19 protein-coding genes are annotated in these 21,832 nt (G+C 72.3%); 5 read left to right on the forward strand and 14 right to left on the reverse strand.

Going from position 1 to position 21,832, the window contains the following annotated elements:
- Positions 1–26: 26 nt before the first annotated feature.
- The 6 genes from ACH4FH_RS07760 to ACH4FH_RS07785 all read right to left on the reverse strand — a co-directional run bounded on the left by ACH4FH_RS07760 (position 27) and on the right by ACH4FH_RS07785 (position 6,537).
- Positions 27–239 carry an EF-hand domain-containing protein gene (locus tag ACH4FH_RS07760; RefSeq protein WP_398554860.1) on the reverse strand — a complete coding sequence of 71 codons (213 nt, stop codon included), beginning with the start codon at positions 237–239 and terminating at the stop codon, positions 27–29.
- A 59-nt stretch (positions 240–298) separates the two neighbouring features.
- Positions 299–2,758 (reverse strand): excinuclease ABC subunit UvrA, encoded by a 2,460-nt coding sequence (gene uvrA, locus ACH4FH_RS07765; protein ID WP_398554861.1) that lies wholly within the window; start codon positions 2,756–2,758, stop codon positions 299–301.
- Positions 2,759–2,778: 20 nt separating this feature from the next.
- A complete protein-coding gene (locus ACH4FH_RS07770; protein WP_398554862.1) occupies positions 2,779–4,080 on the reverse strand; it encodes an NAD(P)/FAD-dependent oxidoreductase in 1,302 nt (433 codons plus the stop codon).
- Positions 4,077–4,271: a ferredoxin gene (locus tag ACH4FH_RS07775; RefSeq protein ID WP_393891526.1), complete on the reverse strand. Its 195-nt coding sequence runs from the start codon at positions 4,269–4,271 to the stop codon at positions 4,077–4,079. The genes ACH4FH_RS07770 and ACH4FH_RS07775 overlap by 4 nt, the downstream gene beginning before the upstream one ends.
- A 65-nt stretch (positions 4,272–4,336) precedes the next feature.
- Positions 4,337–5,599: a cytochrome P450 gene (locus ACH4FH_RS07780; RefSeq protein ID WP_398555207.1), complete on the reverse strand. Its 1,263-nt coding sequence runs from the start codon at positions 5,597–5,599 to the stop codon at positions 4,337–4,339.
- Positions 5,600–5,916: 317 nt separating this feature from the next.
- Positions 5,917–6,537: a TetR/AcrR family transcriptional regulator gene (locus tag ACH4FH_RS07785; RefSeq protein WP_398554863.1), complete on the reverse strand. Its 621-nt coding sequence runs from the start codon at positions 6,535–6,537 to the stop codon at positions 5,917–5,919.
- Positions 6,538–6,749: 212 nt separating this feature from the next.
- Here ACH4FH_RS07785 and ACH4FH_RS07790 point away from each other — a divergent pair, with 212 nt between their 5' ends.
- Entirely contained in the window at positions 6,750–7,694 is a 945-nt protein-coding gene (locus ACH4FH_RS07790) for an aminoglycoside phosphotransferase family protein (RefSeq protein ID WP_398554864.1), read from the forward strand.
- Between the two features lie 60 nt (positions 7,695–7,754).
- Positions 7,755–8,540, forward strand: a complete 786-nt coding sequence (locus tag ACH4FH_RS07795; RefSeq protein ID WP_398554865.1) for an alpha/beta fold hydrolase — start codon at positions 7,755–7,757, stop codon at positions 8,538–8,540.
- 22 nt (positions 8,541–8,562) lie between these two features.
- Here the strand turns inward: ACH4FH_RS07795 and ACH4FH_RS07800 are convergent, their stop codons facing one another.
- The 6 genes from ACH4FH_RS07800 to ACH4FH_RS07825 form a co-directional block, all read right to left on the reverse strand.
- Positions 8,563–9,000: an ester cyclase gene (locus tag ACH4FH_RS07800; protein ID WP_398554866.1), complete on the reverse strand. Its 438-nt coding sequence runs from the start codon at positions 8,998–9,000 to the stop codon at positions 8,563–8,565.
- Positions 9,001–9,182: 182 nt separating this feature from the next.
- Positions 9,183–9,773, reverse strand: a complete 591-nt coding sequence (locus ACH4FH_RS07805; protein ID WP_398554867.1) for a helix-turn-helix domain-containing protein — start codon at positions 9,771–9,773, stop codon at positions 9,183–9,185.
- 32 nt (positions 9,774–9,805) lie between these two features.
- Positions 9,806–10,909, reverse strand: a complete 1,104-nt coding sequence (locus tag ACH4FH_RS07810; protein WP_398554868.1) for an LLM class flavin-dependent oxidoreductase — start codon at positions 10,907–10,909, stop codon at positions 9,806–9,808.
- A gap of 286 nt (positions 10,910–11,195) precedes the next feature.
- Positions 11,196–12,350, reverse strand: coding sequence for a glycoside hydrolase family 88 protein (locus ACH4FH_RS07815; protein WP_398554869.1), 1,155 nt, complete (start codon positions 12,348–12,350; stop codon positions 11,196–11,198).
- 154 nt (positions 12,351–12,504) lie between these two features.
- The gene (locus ACH4FH_RS07820; RefSeq protein WP_398554870.1) at positions 12,505–13,731 is read right to left on the reverse strand and encodes an ROK family protein; all 1,227 of its coding nucleotides are present in this window, start codon (positions 13,729–13,731) and stop codon (positions 12,505–12,507) included.
- Between the two features lie 111 nt (positions 13,732–13,842).
- Complete coding sequence (locus ACH4FH_RS07825) at positions 13,843–15,471, reverse strand: AMP-binding protein (protein ID WP_398554871.1); 1,629 nt, start codon at positions 15,469–15,471, stop codon at positions 13,843–13,845.
- Between the two features lie 315 nt (positions 15,472–15,786).
- Here ACH4FH_RS07825 and ACH4FH_RS07830 point away from each other — a divergent pair, with 315 nt between their 5' ends.
- Positions 15,787–17,616 carry an alpha-L-fucosidase gene (locus tag ACH4FH_RS07830; RefSeq protein WP_398554872.1) on the forward strand — a complete coding sequence of 610 codons (1,830 nt, stop codon included), beginning with the start codon at positions 15,787–15,789 and terminating at the stop codon, positions 17,614–17,616.
- Positions 17,617–17,877: 261 nt separating this feature from the next.
- Positions 17,878–18,453 (forward strand): TIGR03086 family metal-binding protein, encoded by a 576-nt coding sequence (locus tag ACH4FH_RS07835; protein WP_398554873.1) that lies wholly within the window; start codon positions 17,878–17,880, stop codon positions 18,451–18,453.
- Between the two features lie 140 nt (positions 18,454–18,593).
- Here ACH4FH_RS07835 and ACH4FH_RS07840 read toward each other — a convergent pair whose 3' ends face one another.
- Positions 18,594–18,764, reverse strand: a complete 171-nt coding sequence (locus tag ACH4FH_RS07840) for a hypothetical protein (protein WP_398554874.1) — start codon at positions 18,762–18,764, stop codon at positions 18,594–18,596.
- A gap of 574 nt (positions 18,765–19,338) precedes the next feature.
- Here ACH4FH_RS07840 and ACH4FH_RS07845 point away from each other — a divergent pair.
- The gene (locus tag ACH4FH_RS07845) at positions 19,339–20,760 is read left to right on the forward strand and encodes a lipase maturation factor family protein (RefSeq protein WP_398554875.1); all 1,422 of its coding nucleotides are present in this window, start codon (positions 19,339–19,341) and stop codon (positions 20,758–20,760) included.
- Here ACH4FH_RS07845 and ACH4FH_RS07850 read toward each other — a convergent pair.
- Positions 20,654–21,742, reverse strand: coding sequence for a tetratricopeptide repeat protein (locus tag ACH4FH_RS07850; protein ID WP_398554876.1), 1,089 nt, complete (start codon positions 21,740–21,742; stop codon positions 20,654–20,656). The two genes, ACH4FH_RS07845 and ACH4FH_RS07850, sit on opposite strands and share 107 nt — an antisense overlap.
- Between the last annotated feature and the right edge of the window lie 90 nt (positions 21,743–21,832).

The raw sequence follows: 21,832 nt of genomic DNA on the forward strand, positions 1-21,832 counted from the left end.
TGAGCCGCGGACGGGCGACCGGCAGGTCAGGACTGCAGGGCCTGCCAGAACTCGTCGAAGGACAGCCGGCCGTCGCTGTTGGAGTCCTTCGACTTGATGACTGCCTCGGCGACCGGGCCGGTGACGAACGGGTCACCCATCTCGGCCATCGCCCGCTTGAACTCGTCCGCGGTGATCAGACCGTCCTTGTCCGCGTCGAACCGGTCGAACTCCGCCCTGGCCTTCTCGATGTCTGCCACGAGAGGTGCCCCCTTCGTCTTGTTGCACGGTGATGTGACCTGCGTAGATTATCCGACCGTCAGGAACGCCCCGGCCGGGCCCTGTCCCGGGCGAGATAGGGCGCGGTGCGGCTGCCCGGCGCGGCCGCCACCTCCTCGGGCGTGCCCGCGGCGACGATCCTGCCGCCCTCGCCCCCGCCGCCCGGCCCCAGGTCGATGACGTGGTCGGCGCCCGCGACGACCGCCATGTCGTGCTCGACGACGACCACCGAGTTCCCCGCGTCCACCAGGCCGTGCAGCTGCCGCAGCAGGACCTCGGTGTCGGCCGGGTGGAGGCCGGTGGTGGGTTCGTCCAGGAGGTAGAGGGTGTGGCCGCGCCGGGCGCGCTGGAGTTCGGCGGCGAGCTTGATGCGCTGGGCCTCGCCCCCGGACAGTTCCGTCGCCGGCTGACCCAGCCGGAGGTAGCCCAGCCCCACGTCCTGGAGGGTGCGCAGGCTGCGGGCGGCCGCGGGGATGTCGGCGAGGAAGTCCGCGGCGGTGTCGACGGTCATCGCCAGGATGTCGGCGACGTTGCGGCCGCGGTAGGTGATCCGGAGCGTCTCGGGGTTGTAGCGGGCGCCGTGGCAGTCGGTGCAGGGCGCGTAGGTGCCGGGCAGGAAGAGCAGTTCGACGGCGACGAACCCCTCGCCCTGGCAGGTCTCGCACCGGCCGCCTGTGACGTTGAAGGAGAACCGTCCGGCGGTGTATCCGTGTGCGCGGGCCTCGTCGGTGGCGGCGAACACCTTGCGGACGGCGTCGAACATCCCGGTGTAGGTGGCGAGATTGGACCGGGGGGTACGGCCGATCGGCTTCTGGTCGACGCGCACCAGCCGGCCGATCGCCTCCAGGCCGTGGACGGAGGTGAGTTGGGCGGTGGCCATCGGCCCGGCGTCCGGCTCGGCCGGGTCACCGGAGTCCGGCCGGCCCTGCACCGCGCCGAGGTGCTCGCGCACCGCTTCCGCGAGGACGCGGGTCACCAGCGTCGACTTGCCGGATCCGGAGACGCCGGTGACGGCGGTGAAGACTCCGAGCGGGAAGACGGCGTCCACCCCGCGGAGGTTGTGCAGGGTGACGCCTCGCAGGGTCAGCGTGCCGGAGGGGCTGCGGGGCGTGCGCGGGGCGGGCGGCTCGGTGTCGAAGAGGAACCGGCGGGTGGCGGAGCCGGTGACGTCGGCGAGCGCGCCGACCGGCCCGCTGTGCAGCACCTGCCCGCCGTGCTCCCCGGCCCGCGGACCGACGTCCACGATCCAGTCGGCCCGCCGCACCACATCCATGTCGTGCTCGACGACGAACAGTGAGTTGCCGGCTTCCTTGAGCCGGCCCAGCACGGTGAGCAGGGACTCCGTGTCGGCGGGGTGGAGTCCGGCGGACGGCTCGTCGAGGACGTAGACGACGCCGAAGAGGCCGGAGCGCAGCTGGGTGGCGAGCCTCAGCCGCTGGAGTTCGCCCGCGGAGAGGGTCGGTGCGGGCCGGTCGGTGCTCAGATAGCCGAGGCCGAGTTCGGTGAGGATCTCGATGCGGGTCACCAGGTCGCGGGCCAGGGTCGGTGCCACGCCCTCGTCGAGCCCTTCCGCGGTGGGGCGCAGCAGCTCGGCCAGGCCGCTCAGCGGCAGGCCCGCGAGGGTGGCGATGTCATGGCCGGCGAAGGTGACGGCCAGCGCTTCGGGGCGCAGCCGGCGTCCGGCGCACACCGGGCAGGGCTCGGCGACCATGAAGCCCTGGACGCGCTTGCGCAGCGTCTCGCTCTTGGAGTCGGCGAAGGTGTGCAGGACGTAACGCTTGGCGCTCATGTACTGGCCCTGGTAGGGGCGCTGGATGCGCCCGACGTCGCGCACCGGGTGGACGGTGACGACCGGCTGTTCGTCGGTGAACAGGATCCAGTCGCGGTCGGCCTGCGGCAGTTCGCCCCAGGGCCGGTCGACGTCGTGGCCCAGGGCGTCGAGGATGTCGCGGAGGTTCTTGCCCTGCCAGGCGCCGGGCCAGGCGGCGATGGCACCGTCGCGGATGGACAGCGCGGCGTCGGGGACGAGGGACTCCTCGGTGACCCGGTGGACCCGGCCCAGGCCGTGGCACTCGGGGCAGGCGCCGACGGCCGTGTTGGGCGAGAAGGCGTCGGAGTCGAGCCGCTCGGCGCCCGCCGGGTAGTCACCGGCGCGCGAGAACAGCATCCGCAGGGTGTTGGAGAGCGTCGTGACGGTGCCGACCGAGGAGCGCGAGGTGGGCGCGGAGCGCCGTTGTTCCAGGGCGATCGCGGGTGGCAGGCCGGTGATGTCCTCGACCTTCGGGGCGCCGACCTGGTGGATCAGCCGCCGCGCGTAGGGGGCGACCGACTCGAAGTAGCGTCGCTGGGCCTCGGCGTAGAGGGTGCCGAACGCCAGCGAGGACTTGCCCGATCCGGACACCCCGGTGAACGCGACGAGCGCGTCCCTCGGGATGTCCACATCGACGGTGCGGAGGTTGTGCTCACGGGCGCCGCGCACCCGTACGTACGAGTCGGTCATCCCTCCATGATCGGGCACGGTCAGCCGGTGGCGGTGGCGGCGCCGACGCGCTCGTGCGCCTCCTCCCAGGGAAGGGGTGTGGCGATGACCGCGCGCAGTGCCCGTACCTGCCGGGGCGGCAGCCCGGTCGCGACGACGCCGGTGGCGGTGCCGTCACGGCCGTAGAGGGTGACGGTGCGGCGTGTGCCGTGGTCCAGGACGGTGGTCTCCGCCCGGTCGGCGTCCGCGGTCAGCCCGTACGCCTGGATCTTGATGTCGTACTGGTCGGACCAGAAGTACGGCACGGGGGCGAACGGGCGGCGCTGCTGTGCCGGGGCGCCGTCGGCCGCCGGGGCCGACGGCTCGGCCCCGGCGGCGTCGGCGGCCAGCTCCGCCAGGAGGTTGCGGGCGGCGGCCATGCCCTGCTCGGTGGCGTTCGTCCGGTGCTCGAAGCGCAGCGGACGGCCGTGGACCGGATGGTCCCAGCGGGCCACGTCGCCCGCGGCGTAGATGCCGGGGGCGGCGGCGCAGTACTCGTCGCAGCGCAGCCCGTCGCCGGTGTCCAGGGCCGGGTCGTCCAGCCACTGCACGGCGGGCTCCGAGCCGATGGCGAGCAGCACGGTGTCGGCGGGGATACGCGTCCCGTCGGCCAGTCGCAGGGCGGTGACCTGTGCGGCCTCGGCCCCGGCGGACGCGGCCCCCGTCTCGAACCCGTCCACGTCGGCGGTGACCAGCCGTACCCCGTGGGCGCGGTGCTCCTCGGCGAGCAGCGTGCCGACCTCGGCGCCCAGAGCCCGTGCCATCGGTACCGGGTCCCGGCCGACGAGGGTGACGTCGTGGCCCAGTTCGCGTGCCACCGCGGCCGCTTCGCAGCCCAGGACACCGTTGCCGACGATCACCAGGCGCCGCTCGGTGCCGGTCAGCCGGGAGCGCAGCGCGAGAGCGTCGTCGAGGGTGCGCAGGGTGTGGACTCCGGCAAGGTGCTCGGCCCCGGGCAGCGCGCGGGCGGTGACGCCGGTCGCGATGATGACGCCGGCGCAGGTGAGCTGTTCGCTTTCGTCCAGCGTGAGCGTCCGGGTGGTCGCGTCGAGGCCGGTGGCCCGGGTGCCGAGACGCAGGTCGAGACCGAGCGGGTCCAGTTGTTCGGCGGTGCGCAGCAGCAGCCGCTCGGGCTCCCAGGTGCCGTGCAGCAACTGCTTGGACAGCGGCGGACGGTCGTACGGCAGGTGGTGTTCGTCGCCGATGAGGGTGAGCGGTCCGGTCCAGCCGAACCGGCGCAGCGCCTCCGCGGCGGCGAGGCCCGCCGCGGAGGCACCGACGACGGCGATCGGCCGGGCGGTCACGCGTGGACCTCGATGACGGCTGCCGGGCAGATGGCGGCGGCCTCACGGACCGCGTCGTGCTGCTCGGCGGGCGGCGCGGCGTCGAGCAGGACGACCACGCCGTCCTCGTCGCGCTGGTCGAAGACCTCGGGGGCGATCAGTACGCACTGACCGGCGGCGCAGCACTTGTCGGCGTCAAGGGTGATCTTCATGGCGAAACTCCGGGGGGGTGAGGGGTGCATGGGGGCTGGGGTGCGGCGGACGACGGCCGCCCGGTTCACCAGGTGACGGGCAGTGCGTGGCAGCCGTAGATGGCCATGTCGCTGCGGAAGGGGATGTCCTCGACCGGTACGGCGGGGCGCAGGGTGGGGAAGCGGCGCAGCAGCGTGCCGATGACCACCTGGAGTTCGACGCGGGCCAGTGCCTGACCCAGGCACTGGTGAATGCCGTAGCCGAAGGCGACGTGGTGCTGGGCGTTGGGACGGCACACGTCAAGCCGGTCGGCGTCGGCGAAGACGTCCTCATCGCGGTTGGCGGAGGGTACGGCCACCACGACGCCCTCACCGGCCCGGATCAGCTGCCCGCCGATCTCGATGTCGGCGGTGGCGACCCGGCGCGGGCCGTTGCGGATGATGCTGTGGAAGCGCAGCAGTTCCTCGACGGCGCCGCGGATCAGCGAGGGCTCCGCACGCAGCCGGTCGGCGGCCTCCTGGTCGCGCATCAGGGTGAGCGCGCTGAGGCCGATCATGTTGGCCGTGGTCTCGTGCCCGGCGATCAGGAGCAGGGCGGCGAAGGCGGCCACCTCGTCGTGGGTGATCTCGCCGGTGCGCTGCTGCTCGACGATGAGGCGGCCGAGGATGTCGTCGCCCGGGTCGGCCTCCTTCATGGTGACCAACCGGTCGAGGTAGTCGCGCAGTTCGATGCGGGCGACCTCCCGCTCGTCGTCGGGGACGACACGGGAGAGCAGCTTGCCGGTGAGCCGCTGGAAGACGTCGTGGTCGTCGTAGGGGACGCCGAGGAGCAGGCTGATGACCAGCGAGGGCACGGGCAGCGCGAGCGCCTCGACGAGGTCCACTCCCCCGTTCTCGCGCCCCTCTGCCCGCTCCATGGCGTCGCACAGCTCGTCGGTGATGCGCTGGATCTCCGGGCGCAGCGCCTCGATCCGCTTGACCATGAACTCCCGGGTGACCATCCGGCGCAGCCGGGTGTGCTCGGGCGGGTCCATGCGGATGAAGCCGCGGTTGTCGGTGTTGGTGCCGCCGGTCATGCCGCTGAGGGGGTAGCCGGGGACGGTGGTGTCGGAGCTGAAGCGGGTGTCTCCGAGGATGGCGCGGATGTCGGCGTAGCGGGTGGCCAGCCAGGCCCAACTGCCGTCCGGGAGGGCGACCTTGGAGAGCGACTCCGTCGCGCGGAGGGCGGCGAGGGCGGCGTGCGGGTCGTCTCCCTGGTCGAGGAGATCCGAGAGCGGGGGCGGGTCGAAGGGGCAGCCGCTCGGCGATTGCCGGGTGGTCGGGGAGGCCGGGGCGCTGGAAAGTGTCATCTCGCTCATCTCGCTTCTCGCGCGCACACCGGCAGGGGCGTGCGCCAGAGTCGAACGTTCACCTAACGCCCGTAAACTTACATGTGTAATGGCCACGTAAACGCACCGGGGTACCGGAAGTGACGAGGACTCAGGGGTGGGGCGACGGACGCACGGTCAACGGCGACGGCTACGCCAGGGGCCGCGACGGCAGGACGAGGCACGGCGGCGGGAAGCGGTGAGGGCCGCGCGAGGGCGCCTCGACCCTGCTGAGCAGGCGTCCCGCTGCGCACGCGCCCTCAGTACGGACCACCGGTGCCGCCCGTCGGCGGGCACGCTCAGCGTTCGAGCAGCAGCTGAAGGATCTCGTCCACGAAACGGTCCAGCCGGCGGGCGTCCTTGCGGCTCGGCATGACCTGCCAGAGCATGACCCGGCCGTGCACGGACGACCACAGCACGTACGGCGCCTCGGAGCGCGAGCAGCGCACCCGCCAGCCTGCCTCCTCGCACGCCGTCAGCGCGTCGTGCCAGCTGCGCACCAGCAGGCCGGCCGGATGCCCGGCCAGCCGCTCGGGGCCGACGGGGGTCTGCCGGGTCTCGTAGAGCAGCCGGTAGGAGGCCGGGTGGCCGATGGCGTACCGGCAGTAGGCCCGCAGCTGGGCACGCAGCCGGGCGACCGGATCGTCGCCGTCCGCCTTCGCGGCGGCGTCGCCCATCGCGCGTGCCAGCCGTTCGTAGCTGACCTCCATGGTCGCCCAGACCAGCTCGGTCTTGTCGGCGAAGTGACGGTAGATGCTGGGGGCGGCGACACCGGCCTCGCGGGCGACGGCGCGCAGCGACAGGGCGTCCTCGCTGCCGACCTCCTCCAGGAGGCGTTCGGTGGCACGCAGCAGCTCCTCGCGCAGCCGCTCGCCCTGACCGCGCGGGTTACGGGGCCGGACGGCCGCACTCTCGCTCACTGCCCTCCGGTCCTTCCCTGGCCTCGCCGATGTGGTGCGACCAGGGTTTCACATCGTCCCGCCACGGCGTACGGGAGTGCCGCGCGGCGGGCGGCGGGCGACCCTTCTCACCGTCCCGCGGTCGGCCCTTCGGCCCCCGGCGTGCCGTCCGGCGCGTCGCGCGATGGCCGGAGGCCGCCCACGGCCCTCCTCGCACCGCCTAGGCTGCCGGGATGGCGCACACCCCGCACACCGACCGCTTTCCCGCCGACCTGCCCGTGGTCACGCGGATGGCGCGCACACCCTCCGGGCGGGCCTGGCTCGACCGGCTGCCGGACATCGTCCGGGAGATCGAGGAGCGGTGGGAGCTGCGACTGGACGCCCCGTTCCACGGCGGCAGCTGCTCCTGGGTGGCGCCCGCGGAACGGCCCGACGGTGCGCCCGCGGTGCTCAAGGTGACCTGGCCGCACCGCGAGGCCGACGGCGAGGCGCCGGGACTGCACGCGTGGGACGGCAACGGCGCGGTCCGGCTTCAGCGTTGGGACCGCGACCGTGGCGCGCTGCTGATCGAGCGCTGCACCCCCGGCACCTCGCTCGACGACTCCCCGCTGCCGCCCGCCGAGCGGCTCACCCTCGCCGCCGGTCTGCTGCGCGACCTGTGGGCCGCTCCCACACCGCCCGACGGCACCCTGGAGCGGGTCGACGCGGTGTGCGCGGAGTGGGCGGACGTACTCCAGGAGCGGATGTTCCGGCTGCGGCCGGGCTACGACCCGGGCCTGGTGGCGCTCGGCGCCGACCTGCTGCGCAAGCTGCCGACGACGGCCGCGCGTGAGGTCGTGGTGCACGGCGACTTCAACCCGGGCAACGTGCTGGCCGCGGGGCGCCTGCCCTGGCTGGCCATCGACCCCAAACCGATGGTCGGTGACCCGGCGTACGACCCGTGGCCGCTGCTGACGCAGGTCGACGATCCCTTCACGCACCCGGACCCGCGGCCGGTGCTGCGGGAGCGCTACGCACTGGTCGGCGAGGCGCTGGGCGAGGACCCGGCGCGGCTGCTCGCCTGGTCGGTGGCGCGTGCCGTCGAGAGCGCGCTGTGGAGCGCCGATCATGACGATGTCGCGGGCGGGGCAACCGAGTTGACGGAGGCACGGGTGCTGGCGGAGCTGGCCGGATTGTGACCTTCCACGGGGCGCGCTGCGTGCTCCTTACGGGTCACCCACGCCCTAGGGTGGGGGCGTATGAACCGTGAACCACTTCATGTGACGGTGTGGGACGAGGCGACGCCCGGCGCGCCGCGGGCGGTGCTGGTACACGGCACGATGAGCTGGGGCACGGAGTGCTTCTCCGGGCAGCGTCCGCTGGCCGAAATGTTCCGCCTGGAGCTGGTCGACCGGCGCGGCTTCGGCGACAGCCCGGACATCGAGCGCAGCGACTACACCGTCGACGCCGAGGATGTCCGCCAACTGCTGGGGCACGGCGCGCATTTGGTCGGCCACTCCTACGGCGCGGTGGCGGCCATGCTGGCCGCGTCCGACCGCCCTCAGGCCGTCCACTCGCTCACCCTCATCGAGCCGTCACCGCTGCGCACCGCGGCCGGCAACCCCGTCGTGGCGGCGGCGCTGGAGCGGATCCGCGCCGCTTTCGGGGGCGACGCCGAGGAGTTGAGCCCGGCGGACTTCCTGCGGCGGGCCACCGAGCCCTACGGCCTGCCCGTTCCCCGGCCGACTCCGCGGCTGCTGCGCGCGGCGCGGTCCGCGATGCGCGAACGGCCCGCCTGGGACGCGCAGATCCCGCTCGGGCCGCTGGCCAATGCCGCGATGCCCAAGGTCGTCATCAACGGGTCGTGGGAGGACGCCCACCCCGACTACCGCGACTTCACCGGAGCGGCGCTGGCCGCCTGCGGCGAGTACCTAGCCGACGTGATCGGCGCACGCCATGTACGGGTGCCGGGCGCCGACCACACCCCGCACCAGGACCGCCCGGACGCGGTCAACGCAGTGCTCACCCGGATGTGGCAGAGCTGACCCCACCGCCCCCCACCGCCCCCTACCCGTCCGCCTCCGCCCCGAGCGGCGGGAGGACGCCGAGCTGCGTCAGCAGGCCATGGAGGTCCTTGTCCGACCACTTCTCGGCGAGCTTGCCGTTCTCGATGCGGTGGATCACCGTCCCCGTCATCGTGAGTGTGTTCTCGGTGGCGGGGATGCCCGGCAGGCCGCCCTCGTGAACGCCTCGGGCGGTCAGCCGGGTGACGACCTTGTCGCCCTCGGCGACCTGGTCCTCGATGTCGTGCGTACCCGGAGTCGCGTCCCAGAACAACTGGAAGACCTGCTTGAGCCCCTCGCGCCCCTCCGCGAACCCCGGGAAGGGCGGCGGCGAGTGGTCCTTGTAGTCCTCGGCGACCATCTCGTCCATGGCGTCCAGGTTGCCCCGGTCGATCTCCTCGTAGAAGCGGCGCACCAGCCTCTTGTTGTCCTCCGTCGACATCGCACCCCCAGGTCGTGATCGCTCGGGCACCGAGCCGGCGGACGTCGGCGGGCCGGTATGTGACCGGAAGCGTTACCGGCCGCGGTGGCCGCGCCCCACACGGCACGCCGGGCCGGAGCGCGCATTCGCCCGGATGCGACCCACAGGCGGGGCGGCCGGCGGCCCGGCCCCGGCCGCGCGGGTCACTTGCGAGCGGGCCGGGCCCGCACGTGAAGGCGCTCTCCCTGCGCCCCGAACAGGCTGAGGAATTCGACCGGCTCCGGGCCGGCACTCGACCACCCGTGCGGGGTGCGGGTGTCGAACTCGGCGACCTCCCCGGCGGTGAGCTCGACATCGTGCTCACCCAGCAGCAGCCGCAGCCGGCCGGCCAGCACGTAGAGCCACTCATAGCCCTCGTGCGCCCGCTGCTCCGGATCCCCGGCCCCCGGCTGCGCGCCGGGCACCACCTGCTTGTAGGCGTGCAGCCCGCCGAGGTGCCGGGTCAGCGGGATGAACGTCACGCCGTCGCGGGTGAAGGGACGGGGATGCAGGCGCGGGTCGCCGGTGGCCGGGGCATCCACCAGTTCGTCCAGTTGCACGGCGTACGCCTTGGCCAGGGGCAGCAGCAGTTCCAGGGTGGGTTTGCGCAGGCCGGACTCCAGGCGCGAGAGGGTGCTGAGGGAGATCCCGGTGGTCTCGCTCAGTTGGGCCAGGGTCGTGCCGCGCTCCCGGCGCAGCGCCCTCAGTCGCGGGCCCACAGCGGTCAGTACGTGCGCGAAGTCGTCGTCAGCCATCTGTCCCATTGCCGACCCGGCAAGACGCTTTGTCAAGCACGCGGCGCCGGGGCCTTTTTGCCCCCGGCGGCTGCCGCCACCCGCGACTGGTGCGTCGGCGCGTCCGCCACCCCGGCGGCGCGGCGCGCGGCGAACTCCTTGCGCAGCACGGGGACGACCTCCTCGCCGAGGATGTCGAGCTGTTCCAGGACGGTCTTCAGCGGCAGACCCGCGTGGTCGATCAGAAATAGCTGGCGCTGGTAGTCGCCGAAGGACTCACGGAAGGTGAGGGTCTTGTCGATGGCTTCCTGCGGACTGCCGACGGTGAGCGGGGTCTGCTCGGTGAACTCCTCCAGCGACGGGCCGTGCCCATAGACGGGCGCGTTGTCGAAGTAGGGGCGGAACTCCCGCACCGCGTCCTGGGAGTTGGGCCGCAGGAAGACCTGCCCGCCGAGGCCGACGACGGCCTGCTCGGGGGTGCCGTGGCCGTGGAAGGCGAAGCGTTCGCGATACAGGCCGATCAGCCGCTTGAAGTGGTCCTTGGGCCAGAAGATGTTGTTCGCGAAGAAGCCGTCGCCGTAATACGCGGCCTGCTCGGCGATTTCCGGGCTGCGGATGGAACCGTGCCAGACGAAGGGCGGTACGCCGTCCAGCGGGCGGGGCGTCGCGGTGAAGCCTTCCAGCGGGGTGCGGAAGCGGCCCTTGAAGTCCACCACGTCCTGGCGCCACAGCTGGTGCAGCAGTGCGTAGTTCTCGATGGCGAGTGGGATGCCCTGGCGGATGTCCTGGCCGAACCAGGGGTAAACCGGCCCGGTGTTGCCGCGTCCCATCATCAGGTCGACCCGGCCGTCGGCCAGGTGCTGGAGCATCGCGTAGTCCTCCGCGATCTTCACCGGGTCGTTGGTCGTGATCAGCGTGGTGGCGGTGGACAGGATCAGCCGCTCGGTGCGGGCCGCGATGTGGCCGAGCAGGGTCGTCGGCGACGAGGGCACGAAGGGCGGATTGTGGTGCTCACCGGTGGCGAAGACATCCAGACCCACCTCCTCGGCCTTGAGCGCGATGGCGACCATCGCCTTGATCCGCTCCCGCTCGGTGGGGGTGGTGCCGTTGGTCGGGTCGGGCGTGACATCGCCGACCGTGAAGATCCCGAACTGCATGCGCGCCTCCTCCGGATTCCGGCTGACCCGAACCCTGACCGTGAACCACCCTATTTGTTGAACCCTAAACTACATCATCCCTTCGCCGCTCCACCGAGCAGCCTTCTCGGCCTCGTCGCACTTCGCTGCTTCCCTGCACCGGTGGACACCCGCGAACCGAGAGGGTCGCCCACCGAGATCCGCACTGCCGCTCGCGCCAACCTCACCCCCCGGTGGTCAGTACCCGGGCGCGCGGGCCCGGCCCGCTCACGACGGAGGCGGCGCCGGGCCCGCGGTGGTCTCGACGTCAGGCGCCGGCCGCCTTCGCCAGCTCCGCGCCCGCCATCAGGAAGCCGCCGACACCGAAGTCCGCCGTGGTGCCGTAGCCGACCGGCTGACTGGACTCCGGGCGGTCACCCACGTTCTGCACATGGCCCAGGAAGCCGTCGGGGTGCACCGCGGTGGCGACCATCCCGTTCCAGGCGCGGGCGGCGACCGGCCGGAAGGTGTCCTGCGGAACCAGCCCGGCGCGCAGCGCGTACGCCGTGCCGTACGCGAAGAAGGCGGTGCCGCTGGTCTCCGGGCCCGGCAGGTGCTCCGGATCGGCGAGGTTCACATTCCAGAACCCGTCGGCGCGCTGGACGGCGCGCAGCGCCGCGAGTTCAGCGACGAGTGCGGCGCGGTATTCGGGGACGTGCGGATGCGAGGGCGGCAGGAGGCCGAGCACCTTGGTGTGGGCGGCGGCGACCCAGCCGTTGCCGCGCGACCAGAGCACGGGCCGGCCGTTGGGCGAGGCGATACCGCCGGGCAGGAACCGCTTGTCGCGGTACCAGAGGCCGACGGCGGGGTCATACAGCCCCGGCCCGCCCTCCGCGCTCTTGGTGTGGGCGTAGAGGGCGTGCATCGCGTCCCAGTAGGCGGGGTCCTGCCGCAGGGCGCCGAGCCGGGCGAACGGCGGCATCGCCATGTGCAGCGCGTCGTCCCACCACCAGTCGTCGTGCTTCTCGGCCGAGGACCGGACCATGCGCTGCAAGGAGTCCTCGATGGCGGCGATCTTCGCCGGGTCGGGCGTGGCGTCCAGTGCGTGCAGGTCGAGGTAGGTCTGCCCCGCGCAGTGGTCGTCGGCGTGCCGGGTGGTGACGCCGTTGTGCAGCCCGTAGGCGTGCTTCTCCGCCCAGCCGCGGGCGTATGCGAGGTAGCGCGGCTCGCGGGTGAGGCGGTGCAGCGCCATCAGCCCGCTGAAGAAGGTGGCGCGGGCCCACTGATTGTCCCCCGGGTCGGCGTGCGCGCCGATCCAGTGGTCGGCGACCCGGCGCAGTACGGCGACGATCTCGGCGCGCGGCGGCAGCCGGTCGGCGGGGCGGGCGCCCGCGGCGGCGCGGGCGGCGCCGGCCGTGAGGGCGGGCAGTGCGGTGCCGGCCGCCAATGCGGCGCCCGTGGCGAGAAATTGCCGACGTTCCATGAACACACCTCTCCGGTACGGAAGTTCAGGCATGCAGGGTCAGGTACGTGAACAAAGTTCTTTCATGTGACGAGCATCGTGGGCCATCGTGGCAGCCGACCCGGCGCCTGGGAAGGGGAGTTCAGAGATCGGACGACGGTCTCGTACGCCTTCCTCAGGCGGTGCCGCCGTTCGCCAGGAAGCGCTCGACGGGCAGCGTCGCCGCGCCGAGCGCCACCGCGTCCGGGCCGAGCCGGCACAGCTCGACGGTGCTGCGCTCGTACGGATGCCGCAGCGCCGGCCCGGCCACCGCCTCGCGGATCTGCGGCAGCAGCCGGTCGCCGAGCATCAGCCCGGCCCAGCCACCGAGGACGATCCGGCGCGGGTTGAAGAGGTTCACCAGGTTGGCGATGCCCGCACCGAGATAGACGCAGGTCTCGTCCAGGACCCGGCGGGCCGCGGGGGAACTGTCGGCGCCGGCGATCAACGCGGCCAGGGCGGACTCCTCGTCTGCGCCGGGCGCGGGGCGGCCTCGGCGGGCCTGGTGGTAGCGGTCCAGGATCGCCTCGGCGCCCACGTACGCCTCAAGGCACCCCCGCGCACCGCACCGGCAGCGTCGACCGCCGACCTGCACGATGGTGTGCCCCCACTCCCCCGCGCTGCTGGTGGCGCCGTGGTAGAAGCTGCCGTTGGCGACGACGGCGGCACCGACGCCGGACCCGATCAGCGCGATCACGGCGTGATCGGCGCCGCGCCCCGCGCCGAACCACATCTCCGCCTGGCCCAGGGTCCTGGCGCCGTTCTCGATGTACAGCGGCAGGTCGGTGCCCGGGTACGCCGCGGTGCCGGAGCGCAGCAGACGGCCGAGCGGCACCGCGTCCCAGTCGAAGGTCTGGCCGTGCACCAGTGCGCCGCCCGCACCCGCCTGCTCGACGATCCCGGAGACGGCGACGCCGACGCCGAGGATGTCGGCGCGGTCGACGGCGGCGGCCGCGATGACCTCCCGCAGACCCGCGAGGATCCGCTCGACCACCGGTCCGACGTCGTGCCGGCCGCTCTCCAGCGGGTGGTCGGCCCTCGCCCGCTCGTTCATGGCCAGGTCGTACAGCTCGACCCGCACCCGGGTCTCCCCCACGTCCACGCCGACGGCAAAGCGCCGGCCCGGATCGACGCGCAGCAGGATCCGCGGCCGCCCGCCGTCGGAGTCGACCGCGCCGGCCTCCACCACGACGCCCTCACCGAGGAGTTCGCCGACGACCGTGGAGACGGTGGTGACGCTCAGGCCCGTACGGGCGCTGAGATCCTGGCGGCTGAGCGGCCCGTCGAAGTACAGGGTCCACAGCAGCACGGAACGGTTCCCGCGCCGCATGTCCCGGGTCGTGGTACGCCGCTGGGCCGCCATGGGCGCCTCCTGTGCCTCGGTCCCCGGCGCCACATAATTCGAGACTTGTTATAAGCATGTCAAGTAGTGCGGCGGGGTCCGGATGCGGCGCAACCGCATCCGGACCCGCGCTCAGATCGCGCCGTCCCGCCCGGCCCAATAGGGGTCCCGCAGCCGCCGCTTGAAGAGCTTGCCCGACTCGTCGCGCGGCAGCAGCTCCTCGAAGACCACGGCCCTGGGCACCTTGTACCCGGCCAGCCGCTCCGCGACATGGGAGCGCACCGCCTCGGCGCGCAGCAGCACGCCCGGCTCCGTCTGCACGTGGGCCGCCAGCACCTCGCCGAACTCCTCGTGGGGTATCCCGAACACCGCCGCGTCCCGTACCCCTTCGAGGGAGAGCAGGCAGCCCTCGATCTCCGCCGGGTAGATGTTGACGCCGCCCGAGATGACCATGTCGTTGCGGCGGTCGCTGAGGTAGAGATAGCCGTCCGCGTCGAGATGGCCGATGTCACCGATGGTGACGTAGCCGGGCAGGCCGGGCGCCTCCATCGCGGCGCGTTTGGCGGCGTCGCCGAGGTAGGTGAACTGCGGCCAGTTGTCGGAGGGTTTGAGGTAGATCTCGCCGGTGGCGCCGGTCGGCAGCACCTCCCCGCCGGGCCCGAGGACCGCGACGCCGCAGGTCCCCTCCGCCCGTCCGACCGTGCCGGGGTGGGCGAGCCATTCCGCGCTGTCGCACCAGGTCACGGCGCCGGTTTCGCTTCCCCCGTAGTACTCGCGCAGCACCGGCCCCAACCAGTCGATCATGGCGTGCTTGATGTGCGGCGGGCAGGGCGCAGCGGCGTGTACGACCGAGGTGAGCGACGACAGGTCGTAGCCCTCGCGCACGTACTTCGGCAGCCGCAGCAGCCGGACGAACATCGTGGGCACCACCTGCACCTGCTCGATGCGGTGGCGCTCGATCAGCCGCAGGAACTCCTCGGCGTCGAAGTGCGGCATCAAGGTGATGTCCAGGCCCGCGGCGAGGGCGAGGACGGCGTGCTGGCTGGGCGAGGCGTGGTAGAGCGGGGCGGGGATCAGGGTCCGGCCGCCGGGCTCCACGGCGAAGTATTCGAGGAAGGACGGCACCCCTTCCTCCAGCCGGTCCTGGGGAACCGGGTCGCGCAGAACTCCCTTGGGGCGCCCGGTCGTTCCTGAGCTGTAGATGACGGTGGGCGGGCGTTCCTCGGCTGCCCGCGCCAGCGGGGCGTAGCCGGCCAGCCAGCTGTCCAGGAGGGGGTGTTCGCCGGTGGCGGGCGGCGCGGCGAAGCCGCAGGCGGCCGCCACCCCGGCGGGCACGGGCACCTCGATGATCCGTACGCCGTCGGGGAGCGCGGCGCTCACCGCGTCCAGCAGGTCCGTGTGCGCGAAGACGACCTTGCTGCCGCTGTCGGTGAGCACATGCCGCAGCTCGTCGTGTTTGAAGTGCCAGTTGACCGGCACCGCGCAGGCGCCGAGCTGGGCGGCCGCGGCGGTGATCTCCAAGTGGGCGGGTTCGTTGCGCATGACGACGGCGATCCGATCGCCGGCACCGACTCCCGTATCGGATAAGCCGGTTGCGATGCGTGCGGCCCGGTCGAGGAAGTCGGGATAGCTCCGTTCGTGTCCCGCGGCGCGGAGGGCGGGCGCGGGGCGTGACACCCCGGCGGGGCCGCCGCTGCGCGCGACGGCGGACGGATCGGCGGATGCGGTGCCGTTGGCGGCGGATGGGGCGACGGCGTTCATGGTGCCTCCAATGAGTGCGGCCCGCGCCCATTGAACAGCCCCCTCCCCGGGTTCGCCAGAGCGCTGATGAGCACTCGGCGCACGCCGCGCTCCGTTCGGTGCGCCTCGCCACGCCGTCCCCCTCCCCTCCCTCCGCCCGTCTTAGATCGGACGTCTATCGAGGTAGATGCCATCAACTCCGCTATTTCCTTGTCCAGTTGACGACTGTCCTCCGATGTTTATCGTGTCCGACGTCTTCCGGTCGGGCACCGGGCGCTGCACCATGCGGGGTGGCACAGAAGGACCGTCGGCACGAACCGACCGGAGGAGCGAGCCATGCGCAGAGGCACACGACCGGCCAGGGCGCTGGGAGTTCTGGGGCTGCTGGGAGCCCTGCTGCTGACCGGCGGCAGTCCCGCGGCGTCCGCGAAGCCCCCGCCACGCGTCACCGCGGGCCCCGGCACCAACCACGCGATCGACGACCCCTTCACCTCGGAGCGCACCTCCTGGTGGCGCCAGGACCGCTTCGGGATGTTCATCCACTTCGGCGCCTACTCCAACCTGGAGGGCGAGTACACCCGGCCCGACGGGACCGTCTGCCGCAATGCCGAGTGGATCAAGCGCGAGTGCGCCATCCCCACCGCGGATTACGAGAAGCAGGCCGCGACCTTCAACCCGGCGGACTTCGACGCCGAGGCGGTCGTCAAGGCCGCCAAGGACGCCGGCCAGCGCTACATCGTCATCACGTCCAAGCACCACGACGGGTACGCGATGTGGCCGACGAAGCAGAACTCCTGGAACCTGCGCGACCATTCGTCCTTCGACCCCCGCCGCGACCTCCTCGCCGAGCTGAAGAAGGCCGCGGACGCCGCCGGGATCAAGCTGGGCTTCTACTACTCGATCTGGGACTGGCACGACCCCGACTTCGCCGACCCCGCGACGTTCCCGCGCTACAAGAAGCGGATGTATGCCCAGCTCAAGGAACTGGTGGACGGCTACGACCCGGCGCTGCTGTGGTTCGACGGCGAGTGGGATACCGACAACCCCACCAACAACTGGTCACGCCGCGATGGCGCCGACCTCCAGGCGTATCTGCACGACCTGGACCCCGGCCTGATCGTCAACAACCGGGTCGGCAAGCGCGAGGTGGTCGACGGCGACTTCGGCACACCTGAGCAGGAGATCCCCACCGAACCGGTCGACGGACAGCTGTGGGAGAGCTGTATGACCCTCAACGACCACTGGGGCTTCGCGAAGTACGACACCCACTGGAAGTCGTCGGCGACCGTCGTCCGCAATCTCCTGGACGTCGCGAGCCGCGGCGGCAACTACTTGCTGAACGTCGGACCGGACCGGCGCGGCCGTATCCCGCAGCCGTCCGTGGACCGGCTCCGCGAGGCCGGCCGGTGGCTCGGCGCGCACGGCCAGGGCGACGCGGTGTACGGGGCCGGGCACACCGGACTCGTCGCGGACCCGTCCTGGGGCGCGGTCTCCCGCCGGGGCGACACCCTGTACGCCTCCGTGACGTCCTGGCCCGCGGCCGGCAGCCCACTGCACCTCACGGCGAAGGATGCCTTCAAGGTCACCTCCGCCAGGGTCCTGGGCAGCTCGCAGCGGATGCGGGTCACACCGTCGGGCGACGGCTTCGACCTCACCCCCTCGGGCGCCGCCACCGGCCCCGTCGCGAGCGTCATCCGGCTCGCCATCGAGCCTCCGGCGGCGTCCCCGCCCGGCACCGGGAAGGGGCTGACCGCGCGGAGCTGGGCCAATGACTCCTTCACCGGCCCGCCGGCCGTGACCACCGTCGACCCCACCGTGAACAAGTCCTACCGCTTCGACGGGTCTCCCGATCCGCGCATTCCCGCGGACCACTTCAGCACCCGGTGGACGGGGAGCATCCAACCGCGATCCGGCGGGACGTACACCTTCACCACCGTCTCCGACGACACCGTGCGCCTGTGGATCGACGGCGAACCGGTGATCGACAGCAGCACACCGCACGGGCCGAAGACCGACAAGGGGACCGTCACGCTCACCGCCGGGCACCGGCACAGCATCCGCGTCGACTACACGGAGGGCACGGGCGAGGCGCACATGAAACTCCTGTGGGCCGGGCCGGACCAGAGCCTCCGGATCGTGCCGCAGAGCCGGTTGTACGCCGACTGATCACGCGCCCGCCGCGCGCCCGGCCGGCGGCTTCCCCGACCGGGCGGCACCGCCGTCCGCGCCGCTCCTCGTACCCTCCTTCGCGCTGCTCCCGGTCCGGAAAATTTTCCCGGCCGGGCTGGGCCGATCGGGTCATCGGGGAGCGGCGGGGCGGCACCGGGCCGGAGGCGGAAGGTGACGGGGTCGGCGGACGGCGGTCCCCCGCCCGATCGCCGTGCGCCGAAGGGCCGTTGTCAGTGGCCGCTTCTATCCTCGGGAACCATGGACAACGACGAGATCCTGCGAACCCACGGCGAGGCGATCGAGCTCTTCGGGACCCGGGTCCATGCCGTCCGCGACGACCAGTGGGACGCCCCGACGCCGTGCACGCAGTGGTCGGTGCGCGATCTGGTCAATCACCTCACCGTCGAGCAGTTGTGGGTGCCCCGCCTGGTGCGGGACGGCGCGACGGTCGCGGAGGTGGGTTCGGACTTCGACGGCGACCGGCTGGGCGAGAATCCCGCCGCGGTCTGGGACCGTGCGGCGGTGGCCGCCGTCGCGGCGTTCAGCGAACCGGGCGCGCCGGCGCGCATCGTGCACCTGTCCTACGGCACGAGCGGCGCCGCTGCCTACTGCACGCAGATGATGGCCGACGCGGTGGTCCACGCCTGGGACCTCTCCCGGGCCATCGGCGCGGAGGAACGGCTGCCGGGACACCTGGCGACGGCAGCGCTGCGCGAGGTCGAGCCGTATGCCTCGGAGCTCGGTGCGTCGGGGCTGTTCGCCGAGCCCGTGGATCCCCCGGCCGGCGCCGACGATCTCATCCGGCTGCTCTGCCTGCTCGGGCGCCGGCCCTGACCGGTCGGCCTCGCCCGCGCCGGCCTCGCCGACCGACGGGAGCGACTGCCGGGGGCAGCCGCTCCCGTCGGTCGGGTCGGCGCGGGGGCGCGCTTCGACGGGGATCGACTGACCGGACCGCCCGGCGCCGGGTGGTCCGGTCAGTCGATGCCGCGGAAGATGTTCGACTCGGCGGGGTCGTCGTCGCATCCGGCGAGGCGCACCGGAGCACAGCGATCCCAGACCTCCAGATTGCGGACTTCCTTGATACGGCCCGGCCGGTCGCCCTGCTGCGGGCGAGGCTGCTCGTACTGAGCCTTGTGCAATGCCACCACGCACTCCTTCATCGAGGTATTGGTTCCGACGCGGTGGCGCCTCGTTCACAAACCGGGAGTTCGGCCAGGGTTTGTGGCGGTTCCCGCGACGGGCCAATGGTGTTGGCGTCTTCCCAAAAAAGGTCGTCCGTCGTGCTCCAGCGTAACGATGTCACTCGCGGCGCGCTCGACTTTTTGCGGTGAAATCGGCATGTCACCGGAAGGCCGGGATTCCGGCCCGCTCGCACGGAGGAAACCACGCGGCCGGGGGCGGTGCGTCGGCTCGAACAGTGCTCCGGTTGCCGGTGGCCGCGGCGCCCGTACCCTGGAAAGCAAGCGGGTGGGAGGAGCATGCGCCGCCTTCCGGCCTCCTGCTTCACGGGGCCGCAGCTCCCGGCGGGCGATCCCCGCTCACCAGCATGCCGAAAGGGCCGGTGTCCGCACCGGCCCTTCGGCGTGCCGCACCCCGGACGCCGCCTGCGGATGCCCGGCCCGCGTGCCACCGGGCGGGAGATCGACGACCGCTCATGGGCAGCACTCCGGCCGCGCGCCTCCCCGCCGGGCGCACGGCCGGAGTGCTACCCATGGGCGGGTGGAATGGTTCTCGGATTCCGGCCTCTGGCTCGGCCGACTCATCTACCAGCGGATGCTGGCCGTCCTCTACGTGATCGCCTTCGTCGCCGCGGCCCGGCAGTTCCGGGCGCTCATCGGGGCACGCGGCATGCTGCCGATCCCCGCGTTCGTGGCGCGGATGCCGTTCCGCGACGCGCCGTCGGTCTTCCAGCTGCACTACTCCGACCGGTTCTTCGCGGCCTGGTCGTGGTGCGGGGCACTGCTGGCGGCGGCCGTCGCGGCGGGCGCCGCGGACGCGGTTCCGCTGTGGGTGGCGATGGTGATGTGGGCCGTGCTGTGGGCGATGTATCTGTCCATCGTGAACGTGGGGCAGACCTGGTACGGCTTCGGCTGGGAGTCGCTGCTGCTGGAGGCCGGCCTGCTCGCCGTCTTCCTCGGCAACGACCGGACCGCTCCCCCGGTGCTGGTGATGTGGTTGCTGCGCTGGCTGCTGTTCCGGGTGGAGTTCGGGGCCGGGCTGATCAAGATGCGCGGCGACAGCTGCTGGCGGGATCTGACCTGTCTGTACTACCACCACGAGACCCAGCCGATGCCGGGCCCGCTGAGCTGGTTCTTCCACCATCTGCCCAAGCCGCTGCACCGGGCGGAGGTGGCCGGCAACCATGTGGCGCAACTCCTGCTGCCCGTGCTGCTGTTCACCCCGCAGCCGATCGCGGGGTGGGCCGCCGTCGGGATGGCGGTCACCCAGCTGTGGCTGGTGCTGTCCGGCAATTTCGCCTGGCTGAACTGGGTGACCATCGCGCTGGCCCTGTCAGCCGTGCCCTCCTGGGCCCACCCTCCCTCGGCCCTGCCCGCTCCCCCGGTCTGGTTCGAGGTCCTGGTCATCGCCATGACCGCGCTCGTCCTCGTGCTCAGCCACGGGCCGGTCCGCAACCTCCTGGCCCGGCAGCAGCGCATGAACACCTCCTACGACTCGCTGCACCTGGTCAATTCCTACGGTGCGTTCGGCAGCATCACCCGGGTCCGCCGGGAGATCGTCGTCGAGGGCACGGCGGACGCGGTGAACGGGCCGGACACGACCTGGCTGGCGTACGAGTTCCACGGCAAGCCGGGGGACGTGCGACGCCTGGCGCGCCAGTTCGCCCCTTACCACCTGCGCCTGGACTGGCTGATGTGGTTCGCGGCGCTCTCGCCGGCCTATGCGCGGGCGTGGTTCGTCCCGTTCGTGGAGCGGTTGCTGGAGAACGACCGCGACACGCTGCGGCTGCTGCGCGTCAATCCGTTCCCGGACCTGCCGCCCGCGCGGGTGCGGGCGCGGGTCTTCCGGTACCGCTTCACGACGTGGCGGGAACTACGGCAGACCGGTGCGTGGTGGCATCGCGATGAGGAGCGGGACTTCCTGGCGCCGATGACTCGCTCGTCCCGTCCCGGAAGGCGATGACCGCAGCGCGGGCGTGCCGCAGGCCGATCCGGGTGAAGTCCCGTTCCAGCTCGGCGAGTTCGTCGAGCGTCTCCTGGTGGTCGCGGCCCAGGTGGGCGCGGGACTTGACCAGCCCCAGACGGGAGAGGGCGATGCCGCGGGGCTCGTGCATGGCGCGGAATTCGCGGAGCGCCACGAGGTAGGTGTCGCGGGCCGCGGCGTGGCGCCCCGCGCGGTAGAGCACGTTCCCCCGCATCTTGTGGTTGTAGGCGAGCGCGCTCGCCAGATCCATGGCCCGGCAGATGACTTCGGCCTCGGACAGCAGCGCAAGCGCACGGTCCGGTTCGCCCTGGACCGAGAGGACGTCGGCGACGCCGCGCAGCGACCAGGCGCGCCCCCGCGCGTCATCGGCCTCGGTGGCTATTCGGACGGACTCCTCGAACAGCTCCAGGGCCTTGGCGTGGTCGCCGGTGTTGCGGTGCATCTGCGCGATGCCGGACATCGCCCAGACCATGTGCCGGGCCTCGCCGTGCGCCCTGCCCTGTTCGAGCAGTTGCTCGTGGAGTTCGGCGACCGCGGCGTAGTCGCCCTGGATGCGGCCGGTCTCGGCGAGCCCGGCGAGAGAGTAGCCGTGGGCGAGACGGTCCCCGCTTCCGGCGGCCAGCGTCACGGCGTGGGTGAGCAACCGGCGGGCGAGCGGCAGCGTCCCGCACTGGCGGGCGAGCGTGCCTCCGCTCCACAGCGCCCAGGCCATGGCGCCGGCGTCGCCCGCGGTGCGCCCGCTGCGGTAGCTCTCGCGCCAGGCGGCGCCGGCGTCCGTCACCCGGCCGAGGCGCCGGTTGGCCTCCGCGACCGCGAGCGCGGCGCGTGCCCGCTCCAGAGCGCTGCTCGCGCGGGAGCGGGCCAGGCTCGCGGTCTCCAGCACCTCCTCGTAGGAGGAGTTCACGCCCAGCGCCGAGCCCAGCTCACCCTGGTATTCCGGGGCGAATGCCTTGCCGTACATATATCCGTGGCCTCTCGATCATCTCCGTGCCTTGATCAAGAAACTACGAGCCGGACGGGGGGCTGCGAATCAGTCCGCGTATGTGTTGTG

It is taken from the genome of Streptomyces sp. NPDC017993 (genome assembly GCF_044328065.1).
In the GTDB taxonomy this organism is placed as follows: Bacteria; Actinomycetota; Actinomycetes; order Streptomycetales; family Streptomycetaceae; genus Streptomyces.

What these genes read in the sequence shown, in the direction of transcription:
- ACH4FH_RS07815 (WP_398554869.1), bottom strand. Translation starts at nt 12,350, where the DNA reads ATGGAACGTCGGCAATTTCTCGCCACGGGCGCCGCATTGGCGGCCGGC.
- ACH4FH_RS07825 (WP_398554871.1), bottom strand. Translation starts at nt 15,471, where the DNA reads ATGAACGCCGTCGCCCCATCCGCCGCCAACGGCACCGCATCCGCCGAT.
- ACH4FH_RS07775 (WP_393891526.1), bottom strand. Translation starts at nt 4,271, where the DNA reads ATGAAGATCACCCTTGACGCCGACAAGTGCTGCGCCGCCGGTCAGTGC.
- ACH4FH_RS07780 (WP_398555207.1), bottom strand. Translation starts at nt 5,599, where the DNA reads ATGACACTTTCCAGCGCCCCGGCCTCCCCGACCACCCGGCAATCGCCG.
- ACH4FH_RS07795 (WP_398554865.1), top strand. Translation starts at nt 7,755, where the DNA reads ATGAACCGTGAACCACTTCATGTGACGGTGTGGGACGAGGCGACGCCC.
- uvrA (WP_398554861.1), bottom strand. Translation starts at nt 2,758, where the DNA reads ATGACCGACTCGTACGTACGGGTGCGCGGCGCCCGTGAGCACAACCTC.
- ACH4FH_RS07800 (WP_398554866.1), bottom strand. Translation starts at nt 9,000, where the DNA reads ATGTCGACGGAGGACAACAAGAGGCTGGTGCGCCGCTTCTACGAGGAG.
- ACH4FH_RS07820 (WP_398554870.1), bottom strand. Translation starts at nt 13,731, where the DNA reads ATGGCGGCCCAGCGGCGTACCACGACCCGGGACATGCGGCGCGGGAAC.
- ACH4FH_RS07810 (WP_398554868.1), bottom strand. Translation starts at nt 10,909, where the DNA reads ATGCAGTTCGGGATCTTCACGGTCGGCGATGTCACGCCCGACCCGACC.
- ACH4FH_RS07790 (WP_398554864.1), top strand. Translation starts at nt 6,750, where the DNA reads ATGGCGCACACCCCGCACACCGACCGCTTTCCCGCCGACCTGCCCGTG.
- ACH4FH_RS07830 (WP_398554872.1), top strand. Translation starts at nt 15,787, where the DNA reads ATGCGCAGAGGCACACGACCGGCCAGGGCGCTGGGAGTTCTGGGGCTG.
- ACH4FH_RS07835 (WP_398554873.1), top strand. Translation starts at nt 17,878, where the DNA reads ATGGACAACGACGAGATCCTGCGAACCCACGGCGAGGCGATCGAGCTC.
- ACH4FH_RS07805 (WP_398554867.1), bottom strand. Translation starts at nt 9,773, where the DNA reads ATGGCTGACGACGACTTCGCGCACGTACTGACCGCTGTGGGCCCGCGA.
- ACH4FH_RS07850 (WP_398554876.1), bottom strand. Translation starts at nt 21,742, where the DNA reads ATGTACGGCAAGGCATTCGCCCCGGAATACCAGGGTGAGCTGGGCTCG.